The organism is Parabacteroides sp. AT13 (assembly GCF_002272965.1).
Classification (GTDB): domain Bacteria; phylum Bacteroidota; class Bacteroidia; order Bacteroidales; family Tannerellaceae; genus Parabacteroides; species Parabacteroides distasonis.
The window spans coordinates 973,767-989,120 of sequence record NZ_NQMH01000002.1 but is presented as its reverse complement, the minus strand read 5'-3'; the positions used below and the strand labels follow the sequence as shown (position 1 = coordinate 989,120).

General features: G+C 47.5%; 15 protein-coding genes. 5 read left to right on the top strand and 10 right to left on the bottom strand.

Annotated features, from left to right (window positions below; genetic code table 11):
• The first annotated feature begins 10 nt into the window (after positions 1-10).
• A complete protein-coding gene (locus CI959_RS18510) occupies positions 11-1,285 on the top strand; it encodes a hemolysin family protein (RefSeq protein ID WP_005857328.1) in 1,275 nt (424 codons plus the stop codon).
• A gap of 9 nt (positions 1,286-1,294) precedes the next feature.
• Here CI959_RS18510 and CI959_RS18505 read toward each other — a convergent pair whose 3' ends face one another.
• The 6 genes from CI959_RS18505 to CI959_RS18480 form a co-directional block, all read right to left on the bottom strand.
• The gene (locus CI959_RS18505) at positions 1,295-2,017 is read right to left on the bottom strand and encodes a porin family protein (protein WP_005857327.1); all 723 of its coding nucleotides are present in this window, start codon (positions 2,015-2,017) and stop codon (positions 1,295-1,297) included.
• Between the two features lie 4 nt (positions 2,018-2,021).
• Positions 2,022-2,588: a flavin reductase family protein gene (locus tag CI959_RS18500; protein ID WP_005862715.1), complete on the bottom strand. Its 567-nt coding sequence runs from the start codon at positions 2,586-2,588 to the stop codon at positions 2,022-2,024.
• Between the two features lie 92 nt (positions 2,589-2,680).
• Positions 2,681-3,145 carry an aspartate carbamoyltransferase regulatory subunit gene (gene pyrI, locus CI959_RS18495; RefSeq protein WP_005862713.1) on the bottom strand — a complete coding sequence of 155 codons (465 nt, stop codon included), beginning with the start codon at positions 3,143-3,145 and terminating at the stop codon, positions 2,681-2,683.
• A gap of 12 nt (positions 3,146-3,157) precedes the next feature.
• Positions 3,158-4,078 carry an aspartate carbamoyltransferase gene (gene pyrB, locus CI959_RS18490; RefSeq protein WP_005857322.1) on the bottom strand — a complete coding sequence of 307 codons (921 nt, stop codon included), beginning with the start codon at positions 4,076-4,078 and terminating at the stop codon, positions 3,158-3,160.
• Positions 4,079-4,152: 74 nt separating this feature from the next.
• Positions 4,153-5,853 carry an alkaline phosphatase gene (locus CI959_RS18485; RefSeq protein ID WP_036631539.1) on the bottom strand — a complete coding sequence of 567 codons (1,701 nt, stop codon included), beginning with the start codon at positions 5,851-5,853 and terminating at the stop codon, positions 4,153-4,155.
• Between the two features lie 43 nt (positions 5,854-5,896).
• Positions 5,897-7,075, bottom strand: coding sequence for a Xaa-Pro peptidase family protein (locus CI959_RS18480; RefSeq protein ID WP_005857318.1), 1,179 nt, complete (start codon positions 7,073-7,075; stop codon positions 5,897-5,899).
• Positions 7,076-7,210: 135 nt separating this feature from the next.
• On the opposite strand from CI959_RS18480, the gene CI959_RS21615 reads away from it, so the two are divergent.
• On the top strand, positions 7,211-7,351 hold the full coding sequence (locus CI959_RS21615; RefSeq protein WP_170078648.1) for a hypothetical protein: 141 nt from the start codon (positions 7,211-7,213) through the stop codon (positions 7,349-7,351).
• A gap of 53 nt (positions 7,352-7,404) precedes the next feature.
• On the opposite strand, the gene CI959_RS18475 is transcribed toward CI959_RS21615, so the two are convergent.
• Positions 7,405-7,854 carry a YhcH/YjgK/YiaL family protein gene (locus tag CI959_RS18475; protein ID WP_005857314.1) on the bottom strand — a complete coding sequence of 150 codons (450 nt, stop codon included), beginning with the start codon at positions 7,852-7,854 and terminating at the stop codon, positions 7,405-7,407.
• Positions 7,855-8,069: 215 nt separating this feature from the next.
• Between CI959_RS18475 and CI959_RS18470 the strand changes: the two genes are divergently transcribed.
• The 3 genes from CI959_RS18470 to CI959_RS18460 are packed head-to-tail and all read left to right on the top strand — an operon-like array spanning position 8,070 to position 11,173.
• A complete protein-coding gene (locus tag CI959_RS18470) occupies positions 8,070-10,283 on the top strand; it encodes a cation-translocating P-type ATPase (RefSeq protein WP_051659787.1) in 2,214 nt (737 codons plus the stop codon).
• A gap of 15 nt (positions 10,284-10,298) precedes the next feature.
• Positions 10,299-10,505, top strand: coding sequence for a heavy-metal-associated domain-containing protein (locus CI959_RS18465; RefSeq protein WP_005857310.1), 207 nt, complete (start codon positions 10,299-10,301; stop codon positions 10,503-10,505).
• Between the two features lie 17 nt (positions 10,506-10,522).
• Positions 10,523-11,173: a hemolysin III family protein gene (locus tag CI959_RS18460; protein ID WP_005857308.1), complete on the top strand. Its 651-nt coding sequence runs from the start codon at positions 10,523-10,525 to the stop codon at positions 11,171-11,173.
• Positions 11,174-11,253: 80 nt separating this feature from the next.
• On the opposite strand, the gene CI959_RS18455 is transcribed toward CI959_RS18460, so the two are convergent.
• From CI959_RS18455 to CI959_RS18445, 3 genes are read right to left on the bottom strand one after another with little or no spacing between them, the layout of a single operon-like run.
• On the bottom strand, positions 11,254-12,573 hold the full coding sequence (locus CI959_RS18455) for a TldD/PmbA family protein (protein ID WP_005857306.1): 1,320 nt from the start codon (positions 12,571-12,573) through the stop codon (positions 11,254-11,256).
• Between the two features lies 1 nt (position 12,574).
• Positions 12,575-14,107, bottom strand: coding sequence for a metallopeptidase TldD-related protein (locus tag CI959_RS18450; RefSeq protein WP_057316970.1), 1,533 nt, complete (start codon positions 14,105-14,107; stop codon positions 12,575-12,577).
• Positions 14,097-15,338, bottom strand: a complete 1,242-nt coding sequence (locus CI959_RS18445; protein WP_005862697.1) for an anaerobic sulfatase-maturation protein — start codon at positions 15,336-15,338, stop codon at positions 14,097-14,099. The genes CI959_RS18450 and CI959_RS18445 overlap by 11 nt, the downstream gene beginning before the upstream one ends.
• Positions 15,339-15,354 lie beyond the last annotated feature (16 nt).

Genomic DNA, 15,354 nt, shown 5'->3' with positions numbered 1-15,354 from the left:
AAATTAATTAATGGAAATAGTCATTATTATTGGCCTTATCTTACTGAATGGAATTCTTGCGATGTCGGAAATCGCCTTGGTCTCAGCCCGGAAGGCTAGGTTGGAAACCGAAGCGAAACGTGGTAATAAATCTGCGGGCACTGCTTTGAAGCTGGCAAATGAGCCGGATAAGTTTCTCTCAACCATCCAGATCGGAATTACCTTGATCGGTATCTTGACCGGTTTGTACTCTGGCGAGGCGTTAGCTCATAATTTCGCTGTTATAATAGCGCAAATACCGGCCCTAGAACCGTATGCGTTGGGGATCGCTAAAACGACGATCGTTATTATCGTGACGTATCTTACACTTATATTCGGAGAGTTGGTACCGAAGCGGATCGGCATGGGGTGTGCCGAGAAGGTCTCTATGTTAGTTGCTAAACCCATGAATTTTCTTTCCTTGATATCCTCTCCTTTTGTTTGGCTACTTTCAAAGAGTACGGCGTTGGCTGTGAAGATGACGGGCGTGGATACGAAAGAGGAAAATAGGGTAACAGAGGAAGAAATCAAGGCGATCGTGAAAGAGGGCTTCGACGGTGGCGAGGTGCAAGAGGTAGAGCAGGACATCGTAGAGCGAGTCTTTAATCTGGGAGACCGTAACGTGGGTTCTATCATGACGCATCGTAGCGAGCTGGTTTGGCTGGATGTGACGGATAGTACGGAGAAGATTCGGGAGAAAGTGGAGGAGAACTTATTTAATATATATCCCGTGGCCTCGGAGAAGTTCGATAATATAGTAGGGGTCGTTTATCTGAAAGATTTGTTCGGAAGGATCGACCAACCGGATTTCTCGATCAACCAAGTACTTCGCCCGGCACAGTTCGTTCCCGAGAACCAGAGCGTATATAACGCCTTGGAATCTTTCAAACAGACACACGTGAAATATGGACTCGTTACGGATGAGTTCGGAGGTATCCAAGGTATCGTAACCTTGAAGGATATTATGGAAGGCTTAATCGGGCAAGTACCGGAAGTCGGAGAGGAGTCCGAGATCATACAACGTGAGGATGGTACTTGGTTGGTGGACGGCCAATATTCTTTCTATGATTTCTTGGAATATTTCGACATGGAGGATTTGTATGCCGAGCATGATTATAATACCTTGAGTGGCTTGATCCTAGAGATATTGGAACGTGTACCGAAGACGGGTGAGAAATTAAAGTGGCTGGACTTTGAGTTCGAGATCGTAGATATGGATGGTGCCCGGATCGATAAGGTTTTGGTTAAGTACTTGAAAAATGGGTAAAATGTCTTTTTAGAAGAGTACGCCGAGTGAGATACTCATCACGTTCGTTCGCTTGTCAATATTGATATCATAATTAATCTCGGGAACTGGATTGTTGACTTTCTCGAAATCGGATTCCACTTGATTCAATCCGAACTCATAGACAAAGTCGAAGAATAGCCGTCCGATGCTAACCCCTACGCCCGTAGCGATATTGACTCCGAACGGGGTGTTGTCATTCACGTATTCTACATGCGTGGTGGAAGATTCTACCGTATAGGCGATCTTATAGTTGTATTTTAATTTGGGGCCGACCATAAGGCTAAGTCCGTAAGGCCCTTTCTTCACTAGGTTATAGCCTACCATTATGGGAACCTCTAAGGAACTGGTTTTCATCATCAAGAGGTCGGTAGTTGCCGATGTATTGGACATCATATTATTTTCCGGCAAACTTTGAGGTATGGAAAAACGGATATTTCCCTCAGAACGATGCCATGAGAAACTTGGCTGGAGGAAGAACCGTTCGATATTGACCCGGCAAAAGACCGCGGCCAGATAACCTACCTTATATTCGATGTCTATATTCTCCGCTTCCTTCCCATTGATGGAAAGGGAGTTTATGACTGGGAAAGTGGCGTTGAATCCCACTTTGGCTCCAAAGTTGAATGCCTTGTCCTCGAAACGCATGAAGCTCTGGGCTTCTGCTAACAGACCGAAAGATAGCAACGCTCCTATAAGGTAGACTTTTTTCATACCGTTATTTTTTCTTTTTCACGGACCAGCCGAATTTACCGACAAATTCACCTAACCCGTAATACTTACCATGCGAGTAAGCCAAAAGATCCGCTTTCTGCATATCAAAAGCCCCTGTCTCTGGGTCTAGATATCGGTCGTCGGCCTGTACGTTTACGACATCAGCGATAAACATATCATGACTTCCGAGAGCGATTACCTCTTTTACCCGGCATTCGATACAAAGCGGAGACTCGTCTATCGTAGGGGCGTTAACGACGGTCGCTTTTCCGGGAGTGAGCTTCATCTCTTCGAATTTATGATGGTCTTTCCCTGAGTTTACCCCGCACCAATCCGTGGCGTAGGCCAGCTCACGATTCGTCAAGTTGATGACGAATTCCATATTCTTCTTCAAGATCGGATAAGAGAATCGTTCCGGACGTACGGATATATAGCACATCGCCGGATTCGTACAAATCGTACCGACCCATGCGACTGTTATTATATTGTACTCGGAAGGCTCATTCCCACAACTCACCATTACGGCTGGCAATGGATAGATCATGGTTCCCGGTTTCCAATCGTGCTTCATAATAAAAACTGCGTTTTTATAATTGAAAGTTGAGAATTGAGAATTAAAGATTCCGTAAAGCTAATTCTCAATTCTCAATTCTTAATTTTCAATTATCTAATGATTATGTCTTCTTTATTAATCTTACGTTCGCAATAATGACATTTAATGGTTCCCTTCTCCTTGTCGATCACGTGGAAGCGGGAAAGCATCGGCTCATTATTGGTGATACATTTCGGATTGTTACATTTGACCAAGCCAATCAGCTCGTCGGGTAAAGTAACCGTCTTCTTCTCTACAACCTCATAATCACGGATAATGTTCAATATAATATTCGGGGCGATCATGGCGATACGGTTGATCTCGTCCTCCTCGAAAAACTTGTCGGCGATCTTGATCATACCCTTGCATCCCATCTTGTTGCTATGGAAATTATTGCCGATCGTGATCGTATTGTTCATTTTCTCCAGTCCCAGTAAAGAGGCTACCTTGAATAATTGGCTGGGAGGAATATGGTCTATGGCGGTACCGTTCTCTAAAGCGGCTACCTGCAACTCTTTTTTCTTTTCTGCTGACATAAAACTTCGTTTTTATTCGTCGATAGATATACCTAAAACTTCGCAAATGATAGCTTGGCGTGCGAACAGCCCGTTGCGTGCCTGCTGGATGTAATAAGCCTTTGGATTGTCATCTACATCGTAAGCGATCTCGTTCACACGGGGTAGCGGATGTAAGATACGCAGGTTTTCACGGCTGTTTCTCAGCATGTCGTTACGCAGGATATACACGTTCTTTACCCGCTCGTACTCTTCCAAGTCTGTGAAACGCTCACGTTGTACACGGGTCATATAAAGGATATCCGTCTGGTTGATGATATCTTCCGTGAAATCGGTATGCTCTTCGTATTTGAGCCCGTGCTTGTCGCAGAAGTTCTTTTGCTCGTCCGGCATGCGCAGCTCGTTCGGCGCGACGAAGTGGAAGGTCGGATGGAAGTGAGACATTCCCACGATCAAGGAGTGAACCGTACGGCCATACTTCAAATCGCCGACCATCGTGATGGTGAGGTTATCCAGCTTGCCTTGTGTCTTGCGAATGGAATACAGGTCCAGCATGGTTTGCGAGGGATGTTGGTTCGCCCCGTCACCAGCGTTGATGATAGGGACATCCGTCACCTCAGAAGCATAGCGGGCGGCTCCTTCCAGATGATGTCTCATAATGATCAAGTCCACGTAATTGCTTACCATCAAGATCGTATCTTTCAAGGTCTCGCCCTTGGAGGAACTAGTCGTGGAAGCGTCCGAGAAACCGATCACCCGTCCACCTAAACGGTTTACGGCTGTCTCGAAACTCAGTCTCGTACGTGTAGAGGGCTCGAAGAACAGGGTGGCGGCGACTTTGCCTTCCAGTAATTTCCGGTTCGGATTCTCCTCAAACTTCCTTGCGTTATCCAGAATACGAAGAATGTCCTCTTTGGAACATTGATCGATAGAAACTAAACTTTTACTTTTCATAGGTTGTGTATATTCTGTCTTATGTACGCGAATGTATAAAAAAAGCGGAGACCGAAGGGCCTCCGCTTTATATTTTATTTTAAGAAATCAACTAGACTTGCCGGAAGATAGAACGTGTTATTTTTATCGACATAAACGACGACAGAGTTTAACCGTATCTCATCTTGGCCTTTCTTCCCGGACTTCACGATATTGGAGAACGGGGTGATCGTTAGCTGTTTTTTCTTATCTTTCTTGTTCTTAACGATCAAGGTTGGAGAACCTTTCTCGTCGGTGGCAGGGACGATCTCGCAAGTGTAATCCTCGAATACGTCCGTGTGGCGTGCGAAGTTCTTGCTTGTAAGATCTTCCAAGTTTCCGTGTGTCAATCCGAACAAATTGCATAAGTACTCATTCAGCTCGATGTTCGTATTCATACCTAGGGGTAAGGTTCCTTGCGGATGGTAAGCGGCTAGGAATACTTCCTCGCCCGTATGACCGCCGGTCGTGAAACCGAAGCAAGTGCGGGAAGTGATGATATGCGCCATCAATCCGGTTAACGAGCCACTGTACATGGAGGAATTATCTTCCGGTTTGCGTTGGTCTTCTGGTATCGGGCTGTTCTTGTAGTCCTTGCAATTGTTCAACGCGTTCATCTCTTCCGGAGTCAGCTCGAAGCCGGCGTAGGTGCGGAATACGTTTTGCACTTCTGAGTTAGGAACGCTGTTTACCTTGTTGGCGAAACCCTCGGCTGTCAATTTATACAGGGAGAATTGGTGGAACAATTGGTCTTTCGTCAATTTATCGTAACCTTTACAATCTTTTCTACCTAAGCTGATACCGCTGTTTCCGTGGTCGGGTACGATGACAACGGCAGTCTCGCCATTATTGCGTGCGAACTCCAATGCGGCACCGCAGGCACGATCGAATGCCAAGAAATCGGTAGCCATACCTACCGGGTCATTTCCATGAGCGGCCCAGTCTACCTTACTGCCTTCTACCATTAAGAAGAAGCCATTCGGGTTCTTGGATAATTTGTCGATCGCCTTACGAGTCATTTCCTCGATAGAAGGTTGCTCTTCCGGATTGCGGTCGATATCGTAAGCCATTTCCTTGTTGCCATATAAAGCCCACATCTTCTGATTATTATCGGCACGCATACCTTTCAAGTCATTTTTATAAACATTGTATCCGTTCGCCAATAGATAATCTTCCATATCCTTTGTAAGGATAGAAACTCCACCACCGATAACGACATCGATATCATTATGAACCATCTGCGGAGCGATCCAGTCGTATTTACCACGGTTGTAGCTATGAGCGGAGCAGTCCGCCGGGGTAGCGTGCGGGAATTCGCAAGTGAAAACCAATCCCGTGGCTTTGCCCTGCAACATCTTTCCAGCCTCCAATACGGTGGTAAGCGGTTGGAAAGCACGGGCCGGATCGGTCGGATAGATATCGTTATCACCGTCGTTCTCCGGGTAAGTGGATACATAACCCGTACGGCTCGGCTGTCCGGTCATGTAGCATGATGTAGTAGGAGCGGAGTCGCCGATAGGGGCGTTAGAAGAATGCGTACGCACCGTTCCGCACAAATACGGGTCGATGTTCAATTTCGGTTTGCTGGGATCTTGGTACCATTGCAACCAACGGGCGATAGAGATAGTCGCCAATGAGGTTCCGTCCGGGATTAAAAGGATCACGTTCTTGACAGGCTTCACGTTCTCCTTTTCCACGGCATTGGCCGGCATGATGATAATAGCCAGCAAAAGCAGAAAAGCTAATGTTTTTTTCATGTGCTTTAATTTAATAATGTATAACAAATTCTTCTATTAAATCCTAATTTCCAAGTGGGATGATCTCCTCGTTGAACCGTGTCAACTTCTCCACGCCCGTCTCCGTTACAAGGAAACTGTTCTCGATACCCACGGCACCGACACCCGGGATCACGAATTTGGGCTCCAAGGCGAACACCATATTCGGTAAAAGCTCCTCTTTCGAGCGAGGGGTAAGCACAGGTAGCTCATTGATCTGTATACCGATGCCATGTCCTACGAATTTAGCCTGTTGCTCGGTTCCCATAAAGTTAGCCGAAAGACCTTCTTTCTTAGCGATATTCGCCGCTATATTATATAAATCCGAACAAGCGGTTCCCGGGCGGGTAGCGTTTTCTACCTCCTGCTGTATCGTAAGGGCCACTTGATGCGCCCGATAAGCTTCCTCCGTCAGGCGGCCTACGGAGAAGACACGGGTCATGTCCGTCATATAAGCCGTATAATTGCCGGCCATATCCACCATGATAGCGGTACCTTCTTTTAATAAAGTACCGTTAGCGCCCAGCGGACAAGAAGCGTCTATGCCGCCTCCACCCAAAGCGAAATCAAAAGGGGATGGGGTCTCGGCGTTTTCCCCGGCGAGAATACTGCCCATATAGATATCCATATTGGCTCCGAAAGCACGGAAAAGACCGATCGAGCCGTTCTTGCGCATACGTTTCTCGATCTCGTACTGAAACTCCAAGTCTGTCATACCGGGACGGAAACATTCCGGGATCTCGCTATAAGTAGCCTCATGCTTGCGGGCGGCGATACGGAATTGCCCGATCTCCCAAGGGGTTTTTACCCGGCGAAGGTTTCGCATGAAAGCGGTGGCGTTACCGGCCTCCTCCGGTTGGAATACCTTTTGTAAACGGATATATTCATTATAAGTTAACTCATCTGCCTCTAATAAGAGTCTTTTCGGCATCTTAATTCCTCGTTCCGCAAATAAGGTTGGGATGTCTTCCGGCTTACGGATGTATTCCACTTGATGTCCTGAAAGCCCGTTCGGTCGCTTGATCAGGAACCACGGCTCACCGTCTACCGGCAAATAAAAATAACCACTATAGATTTGTCCTGTCGTATAATAAAGATTTACATCTACGGTAAGCAAACAGGCATCCATACCCATCTTTGCCATACCATCTCTCATCCGATCCCATTTTATCTTTAGGTCGTTCTTCAATTCTTCTGAAATCATCTTCCTTTGTATTACTTTTATTTTGTACCGGGCATCAAAGGTAACAAGAATTTACGAGATTTAAGTGGATTTGAGGTGAATAAAGTATTACAAACGCATATATGCGAATATACGGTTGAATAGGGAAATCTTCTTATGAATAAAGATAATCATATCTGTATCTATTCCTTGATTCTCGTCGTGAATCCTATAAACCACGGCGTGGTCTTTACAGATCATGGCGTGGTTTACAAAGACCACGCCGTGGTTTGTAGAATAGAAGTAGATCCGATATAGAATATATAAGTATTCAGCTGGTTATTCTTGCGGAACAGATAGGGTATTCGATACTATTGGACCGGGATCTTGATAACCACCTTCCGGATATTCCCTTGGCCGATACCCGGGGCGTGCCCGTCTTCCGGGAAATAAATGGCGAATTGTCCGGGATAGATTTTCGTATAGGCGGTAGGTTTGTCGATATAAAAGGCGATATCTTGCTCCTCGTTGTATGGAACGGACTCCTCTAGTAATTGATCTCCCGGTTTCCACCCGATTTTCTCTACGCCCAATAAGGGGAATTGGATATCGATAAATTTCTTGTGGGTCTCGATGGCCGCTTCCGACTTCTCCTTTCCGAAGAGGCTGGCGATGCTAACCGTGAAACCAGCGTCCGCTATATCGTATTTACCATCTTCCATTTTTGAAAAATCAGTAGACTTAACATAGTCAAAAGCCTGCTTAAACAGCGGATGGATACATTCGATCCGCTTAGAGTTCTCAAGTGAGTCTAGAATCATATTGTTATTAAGTTTTAGTAATTGGTTTGAAAATCCTTACAAAGGTCGGGTATTTCCCTGTTAAATAATAGTCATATTTCTCAAATAAATCTATTAAGTTCCTAGGTTTCTTAACGTACGTAAATACTGTTTCGTAAAGTTTGCAATCTGGTTGCAATCATATTTATCGTATCTTTGTTATTCATTTATATATAACTAAACAGGTGATACGATCTATGAAAGATTTGGAGACAATTATATTACCGGTTCTCGAGATGAGTTGCGCCGTATGTGCCAATAACGTAGAGAATACGGTGAAGGGACTTCCCGGCGTGGAAGAGGCATCGGTGAATTTCGCGGCGAATACGCTTTCCGTCAAATACCATCCATCCTTGATTACTCCTCAGAAAATGAGAGAGGCCGTGCAGGAGGCCGGATACGATTTGGTCGTGGAGGTAGAGGATCCGACGGCGGTACAGGAAGAGATGGCACGAGAGCATTACCGGAAGCTACGCCGGAATACGATCGGGGCGTGGGTACTTTCCATTCCGCTGGCCCTGCTGGGAATGGTGTTTATGCATACGCCCGGCGGTAACTGGATCATGATGGCGCTGGCCTTGGTGATTATGATCGTGTTCGGGCAGTCGTTCTACGTGAACGGCGTGCGCCATGCGTTGCACGGTAGCGCCAATATGGATACATTGGTGGCGTTGAGTACCTCGATCGCTTTCCTGTTCAGTTTCTTCAATACCGTATACCCGCAGTTCTGGTATGAGAAAGGATTGGAGCCGCATGTTTATTATGAGGCATCCGGCGTGATCATAGCATTCGTTCTGTTGGGTAAACTTCTGGAGGAGCGGGCGAAGAACAGCACTTCTTCCGCTATCAAGAGCTTGATGGGATTGCAGCCTAAAACCGCCCGTCGTGTGCGAGATGGTCAGGAGGAAGAGGTCTCTATCTCGTTCTTGCGGGTGGGAGATCTTGTCAGTGTCCGTCCCGGTGAGAAGATCCCGGTGGACGGCACGGTGTCTCAAGGTTCCTCTTCCGTGGATGAGAGCATGTTGAGTGGCGAGCCGATTCCTGTCGTGAAATCACAAGGCGACCGAGTCTTGGCCGGGACGATCAACCAAAAGGGCGCTTTCTTGATGGAGGCGACCGGGGTGGGGAGTGCTACCGTATTATCGCAAATCGTACAGATGGTACAAGCCGCTCAAGGAAGTAAGGCGCCCGTGCAGCGTATCGTTGATAAAATAAGTGGTATATTTGTACCGATCGTTGTCGGATTGGCGATACTTACTTTTATCGTCTGGCTGGTAGTAGGAGGAAGCGGGTACTTCTCGTACGCTCTCTTATCGGCGGTATCGGTATTGGTGATCGCTTGCCCTTGCGCGTTGGGACTTGCTACGCCAACTGCCTTGATGGTCGGGATGGGTAAAGGCGCCGAGCATCATATATTGATCAAAGACGCTTTTGCCTTGGAAAACCTTTGTAAGGTGGATACCGTCGTGCTGGATAAGACCGGGACCTTGACCGAGGGCGTGCCCGAGGTGACAGACTCTTTCTGGATATCGGAGGCGAGCCGGGATATGCTGGATATCCTTTATACCGCCGAGATGAAGTCTGAGCATCCTTTGGCGTCCGCTATCCTCTCATGGTTGAAAGGAACGGAGGCCGCGGAGATCGACGCTGATAGTTTCGAGAGCGTAACGGGGCGTGGTATCCAAATGCAGGTACATGGCGTGACGTATTGGGTAGGAAGCAAAGGCTTTTTGGAAACCTTCAAGGCGATGGTTCCGCCCGAGGCTGGGCGGGAAATCATCCGGTGGGAAGAGGATGGCAAGAGTATCGTTTATTACGGTTGGGAATCGGAATTGCTTGCGGTCATGGCTATTTCGGATCGGTTGAAACCTACGTCGGGAGAGGCGGTAGAGGCCTTGAAAGAAATGGGTATCGAGGTTCATTTATTGACCGGCGATGGAAAACGGACCGCCGAGACCGTTGCGGCCATGCTGGATATCCGTCATTATAAGGCAGATGTCTTGCCGAGCGATAAGGAGGAGTATATCCGTTCCTTGCAAGCCGCCGGAAGGAAAGTGGCTATGGTTGGGGATGGTATCAACGACTCGCAAGCTTTAGCCCGTGCGGATGTGAGCATTGCGATGGGTAAGGGAACGGATATCGCCATGGATGTGGCGATGGTCACGTTGATTACTTCGGATTTGATGTTATTGCCGGATGCGATCCGCTTGTCGAAACGTACGGTTCGCTCGATCCACCAGAATTTATTCTGGGCATTTATCTATAACTTGATCGGAATCCCATTGGCGGCGGGTGTCTTATTCCCGGTGAACGGACTGTTACTGAACCCGATGTTGGCGAGCGCCGCGATGGCTTTCAGTTCCGTGTCGGTGGTATTAAATAGCTTACGGTTGAAATGGAGTAAACTTTAAATAATAAGTAGAGATATGGCAACATTAAAATTTAAGACAAACGCTAAATGTGGCGGATGCGTGGCGGCTATCGGCGCTAAATTGAATAAATTAGTAAAAGAGGACGCATGGTCGATCGACTTGAAATCCCCGGATAAAACATTGACTATAACAACCGATCTTCCGGCGGAGACAATTCTTTCCGCCGTATCGGAGGCCGGTTTCAAGGCTAGCGCCTTGTAGTCGTAGCGATCGGATGGATGAGAAAACAAAGACAGACTCATGGTGAGGAAGTAGCGAATGTGCTTACGCATGGTGCGGGCATGTTGTTCGGCTTAACGGCGATTGTCGTCTTGATGATCGCCGGGATTCGTACAGGTGATCCGTGGGTGATCGGTAGTTTCGCCGTTTATGCGTTGTGCATGACTTCCTCGTATGTGACCTCTACCTTTTACCACGCCGCTTCCGATCCCAAGCGGAAATGCCAGTTGCGCCGTTGGGATCATAGCGCTATTTATTTGCATATCGCGGGTACTTATACGCCATTTACCTTGGTGGCTCTCCGCGACGAGGGTTTCTGGGGCTGGGGATTATTTATTACAGTTTGGCTGGCAGCGGTTATCGGCGTATGGTTTAGCTTCCGTCGGATGAAGAAAAAGGATAATCTGAAAACGGTTTGTTATCTGCTGATGAGCTGGGTGGTGATTATCGCTTTCAAACCATTGATCGATGTTTTCCAGCGTACGGATTCGATGTATGTCTTATATTGGTTGATCGGAGGAGGCTTGTTCTATTCCTTAGGAACGATTTTTTTCTTTCTGGATAAATATAAATATATGCATTCCGCATGGCATTTATTCGTTCTCGGGGGAACGGTTTGCCATTTTATAGCGATCTATAATTTGGTGTAAGGAAAAATAAAGAAGCCGGAACTGTGTTTAGCGGTTCCGGCTTCTTTTATTCTTGTTCTTCCGGATGTTGTTTCTTGTATTTATAATCCGCTAAAATCAACCCCATTGAAAAGCAAGGAAGGGATTCGCCAGCTGGAGGATAGGCGGGGGTCGTTTCCGACTTCCGCTAGGTTACTCCATAGGGAGAGCATATTACCCGTGGCGTTCATCTCGGAGATCGGTTGGGATAGCTTGCCTCTCTCGATCAAGAAACCTTCCACACCATACGAGAAATCGCCGGTCGTGCTATTGCAGTTTCCACCGTTGAAGCCGGTCACCAATATACCTTTGTCGATAGAGGCGATCAATCCGTCCAGATCCTTATCACCATTCCGCATGGTAAGAATCGAGGGAGAGCCGATCGTTTGTTCCATGCCCATCTTGTTGGCGGAATACGTATCGATATAATACGTTTTCAATATACCCTGCTCGAATACCGGAAGACGTTTCGTGGCAACACCTTCGCTATCGAAATAACGTGCGCCGGAAGCCTTTACCAAATGAGGCTCATCTATCAAGGTCATCTTGTCGCTCGCTACCTTTTGGTCGATCTTATCCAACAAGAAAGAGTTCTTTTGCTGGATGGAGGAACCATAAATGGCTCCGATTACTGGAGAAAGCAGACGACTGGAGTTCATGTTATCCACGATCATGGTATATTTACCGGACGCCACTTTCCGCTGTCCCAGTTTTCGAAGCACCCGTTCCAGCGCTTTCGTACCGATACCGGTCTTCACCAGCTCGTCATAATACAAGGAAGAGTCGTACCAATAAGACTCGGGACGGGCGTCACCCTCCCCACGGATGCTGACACTCCCCACCAAGCCATAAGAGGAACCAGAAGCCTCGCCTTCGAAACCGTTGCTGGCTACCATGTACTTAAAGTCCTTCTCGTCGCTGTAGGAAGCGTTGGCGGAGATGATCCGGTCGTCTTTGCCCATGATTTCCTCACAGACGCTCATGGCCAACGCTACCTTGTCGTCCGGTTGCACGGAGTCGAAATTCGGGTCGACCAATCGCAAGTCCGCCGCCCCACCTTTATAATACAAGGAAGCGTCCGGCAGCGTGCGAGCCTTGTCCTCGGCGAGGAAACGAGTGGCGGAGATACCATCCTTGATGAACTTCTCCAGCTCTTTCTTATCCAAGCGATTGGTAGAGTAGGAGCCGTAACGGCCGTCCACGAACAAATGAACCACCATGCTGTTCTCGGACGCCTGTTGCAGACGGTCTATTTTCATATCCCGTATCTCAAACGAACTGCTGGAACCATTGTAAAGCGTGACACGTGAAGACTGACAACCATTCTTCAAGGCATATTCCATGGCCCATTGAGCCAATTTCTTATTTTCGTTTGTTATCATATTAGTTTTCTCCTCCTACTGTAAGTTTGCTGACTAAGGCCGACGGCATACCGCAGGTTACCGGGCAAGACTGTCCATCCTTACCGCAGGTCCATGTGCCGTTATCCATTTTATAATTATTACCCACCATCGTGATATCCGCCAACGCTTTCGGGCCGTTACCGATGATATTGATATCCTTGATAGGTTGGGTGAGCTTGCCGTTCTCGATCAAGTAACCATCCTTCACGAAGAAGGTAAAATCGCCTGCGCCAATCTGTACCTGCCCGTTCGTGAAGTTGGCGGCATAGATACCTTTCTTTACGGTAGAGATGATCTCCTCTTCCGTCACGTTGCCCGCTTCCATATAAGTGGCACGCATACGGGGGATAGGCATCTGACGGAAAGACTCCCGGCGGCCATTGCCCGTAGAGGGGATGCCGTAATGTTTTGCGCTGATACGATCGTGCAGATAACTGGTCAAGACTCCCTCCCGTACGATATAGGTTTTTTGTCCGTCCACACCCTCGTCATCGATATTGACCGAGCCCCGGTTGAAAGGAATCGTGCCGTCGTCCACCACGTTGATATGCTCGTTGCAAACTTTCTTGTTCAGCTGATCGGAGAAAATAGAGGTGTTCTTACGGTTGAAATCCGCCTCGAAAGCATGGCCGATCGCCTCGTGCAATAAGATGCCAGAGCCACCGGCACCCATGACAACAGGCATTTCCCCGCCTTTTGGCTTGATCGCCTGAAATAAGATAGAGGTCTTATCCACTGCCTCTTGGGCAAGCTCGTCGATCAGGTCGTCCGTCAGGAATTCCGCTCCCATACGAAAAGCCCGTGCGGCGTACGAGTTCTCGATCTTCCCGTTATCCTCCATGATGCAGACGGCGCTCAAGGCGCTCATCGGGCGATAATCGTAATAAATCTGCCCTTCCGAGTTACAGAATAAGATATGAGAGGTCGTGTCTCCCAAAGAGGCCATCACCTTGGTGACCCGCTTGTCCTTTGCGAATATCTGATCGTTCAGTTTCTGCAAGAAAGGCATCTTGTCATTAATGGCTATCTCGTCCCAAGGTGTTTGTACGCTATAGAAATTGTTCGTATGCTTTTCTTCCGTTAAGTTGATAGGAGCGGTATTCGCTGATCCGGTGGCGATCCGTGCGGCCGTACGAGCCGCCTTTAGCATCTCGTCCAAGCTGACGTTCTCCACGTAGGCATATCCCGTTTGGTCGCCGGACAAAACACGTACGCCCATCCCAAAATCGATGTTAGATGAGGCACGGTTTACGGCACCATCCTGCAACCCTACGTTGTTCCTGTATGAATGCTCAAAAAACAAATCGGCATAATCCCCGCCTTTCTCCAAGGCTGCCGCCAATACCTTCCTCAAATCCCCCTCACTCACCTTGAAATAATTCATGGCGAATGAAATACCGGCTGCTTTATCCCCCTCACTACCGGTGCAACTTCCTAGTAAGGAAGGAGCCGCTAATGTTCCAAGCATAACCATACCTCCTGTTTTAATGAAATCACGTCTGTTAATATTCATGTTGTTGTTGTTTAGCCCAATCCATCACGTTTGCGGGTGGACGTTGATTCAATAATTCTTTTTTCATAAAGTCCATGTAAGGAGCTACATGCTTGAAGAATTTCTTGTATCCCTTACATAGATAATTTAGTCCCGGCTCTCCATTCGGCGTATGGAGAAACCGGTTTTTCGGGCACTCTCCATGGCAAGCGAAAAGATATTCGCATTCCTTGCATTGCGTAGGGAGCTTATCTTCTTTATCCGTTCCAAACTTTTGTTGTACCGGACTGTACATCATCTCCGTTAATGTCTTTGTTTGGATATTCCCGAGTTTGTATTCCGGGAATACGAAATGGTCGCAAGCATATACGTCGCCATTGAACTCCATTACCCCGGCGTGACCGCAATGGCGGGCCAAGGAGCAGACCCCGGGTTGTTCGCCTACCCAGTTCGCCAAGGTGGAATCGAATAATTGGATGTAGAACTTGCCGACATCCTCTTTTAGCCACTCGTCGAACAAGGCGCAAAGGAAATCCCCCCATTTCTCGCTATCTACCGAGAACGGAGCTAGCTCGATCGCTGCGTCTTGCTCCTCGGGAGAAGATAGCTTGGTGCCTTCCTTGTGCCGGCCGATACGCTCCACGATCGGGGCGAATTGGATGAAACGGCAATCCAGTTCCTTGAAGAAATTATAGAATTCCAGCGGATAATCCACGTTATAATCATTCACGACGGCCATGGCGTTATACTCTACCCCATGTTTTTTCAGCAACTCGATTCCCTTCATCACCTTATAGAAAGAGGGGAGTCCCTGCCGGTTCCTACGGTATTCGTCGTGGAACTCTTGCGGGCCATCGATAGATACACCCACCAAGAAATTATTTTCCTTGAAAAATTGGCACCACTCATCATTCAATAGGGTACCATTGGTTTGGATACAGTTATCTATTTGCCGTCCTCCCGCATACTTACGCTGCAACTCCAAGGCTTTTTTATAGAAGCTGATCGGCCGCATCAGCGTCTCGCCTCCATGCCATGTAAACAAGACTTCTTGCATGGTTTGGCATTCCATGTATTCCTTGATGAACTTCTCGAGTATCTGATCTGTCATGATGTGATTCTTCACGTCTGGATAGAACTTACTTTTCTCAAGGTAATAACAATACTCGCATGCCAAATTACAAACAGAACCAACCGGTTTCAACATGATGTAGACCGGCTTAGCGAAAGGGGAAATATAGGAACTATTCATGGTATATTATTAGATG

Bases quoted from the DNA above. Each gene is read 5' to 3' on its own strand.
- CI959_RS18505 (WP_005857327.1), bottom strand. From the start codon at position 2,017: ATGAAAAAAGTCTACCTTATAGGAGCGTTGCTATCTTTCGGTCTGTTA.
- CI959_RS18480 (WP_005857318.1), bottom strand. From the start codon at position 7,075: ATGATTTCAGAAGAATTGAAGAACGACCTAAAGATAAAATGGGATCGG.
- CI959_RS18475 (WP_005857314.1), bottom strand. From the start codon at position 7,854: ATGATTCTAGACTCACTTGAGAACTCTAAGCGGATCGAATGTATCCAT.
- CI959_RS18485 (WP_036631539.1), bottom strand. From the start codon at position 5,853: ATGAAAAAAACATTAGCTTTTCTGCTTTTGCTGGCTATTATCATCATG.
- CI959_RS18455 (WP_005857306.1), bottom strand. From the start codon at position 12,573: ATGATAACAAACGAAAATAAGAAATTGGCTCAATGGGCCATGGAATAT.
- pyrI (WP_005862713.1), bottom strand. From the start codon at position 3,145: ATGTCAGCAGAAAAGAAAAAAGAGTTGCAGGTAGCCGCTTTAGAGAAC.
- CI959_RS18470 (WP_051659787.1), top strand. From the start codon at position 8,070: ATGAAAGATTTGGAGACAATTATATTACCGGTTCTCGAGATGAGTTGC.
- CI959_RS21615 (WP_170078648.1), top strand. From the start codon at position 7,211: ATGAATAAAGATAATCATATCTGTATCTATTCCTTGATTCTCGTCGTG.
- CI959_RS18510 (WP_005857328.1), top strand. From the start codon at position 11: ATGGAAATAGTCATTATTATTGGCCTTATCTTACTGAATGGAATTCTT.
- CI959_RS18465 (WP_005857310.1), top strand. From the start codon at position 10,299: ATGGCAACATTAAAATTTAAGACAAACGCTAAATGTGGCGGATGCGTG.
- CI959_RS18445 (WP_005862697.1), bottom strand. From the start codon at position 15,338: ATGAATAGTTCCTATATTTCCCCTTTCGCTAAGCCGGTCTACATCATG.
- pyrB (WP_005857322.1), bottom strand. From the start codon at position 4,078: ATGAAAAGTAAAAGTTTAGTTTCTATCGATCAATGTTCCAAAGAGGAC.
- CI959_RS18500 (WP_005862715.1), bottom strand. From the start codon at position 2,588: ATGAAGCACGATTGGAAACCGGGAACCATGATCTATCCATTGCCAGCC.
- CI959_RS18460 (WP_005857308.1), top strand. From the start codon at position 10,523: ATGAGAAAACAAAGACAGACTCATGGTGAGGAAGTAGCGAATGTGCTT.
- CI959_RS18450 (WP_057316970.1), bottom strand. From the start codon at position 14,107: ATGAATATTAACAGACGTGATTTCATTAAAACAGGAGGTATGGTTATG.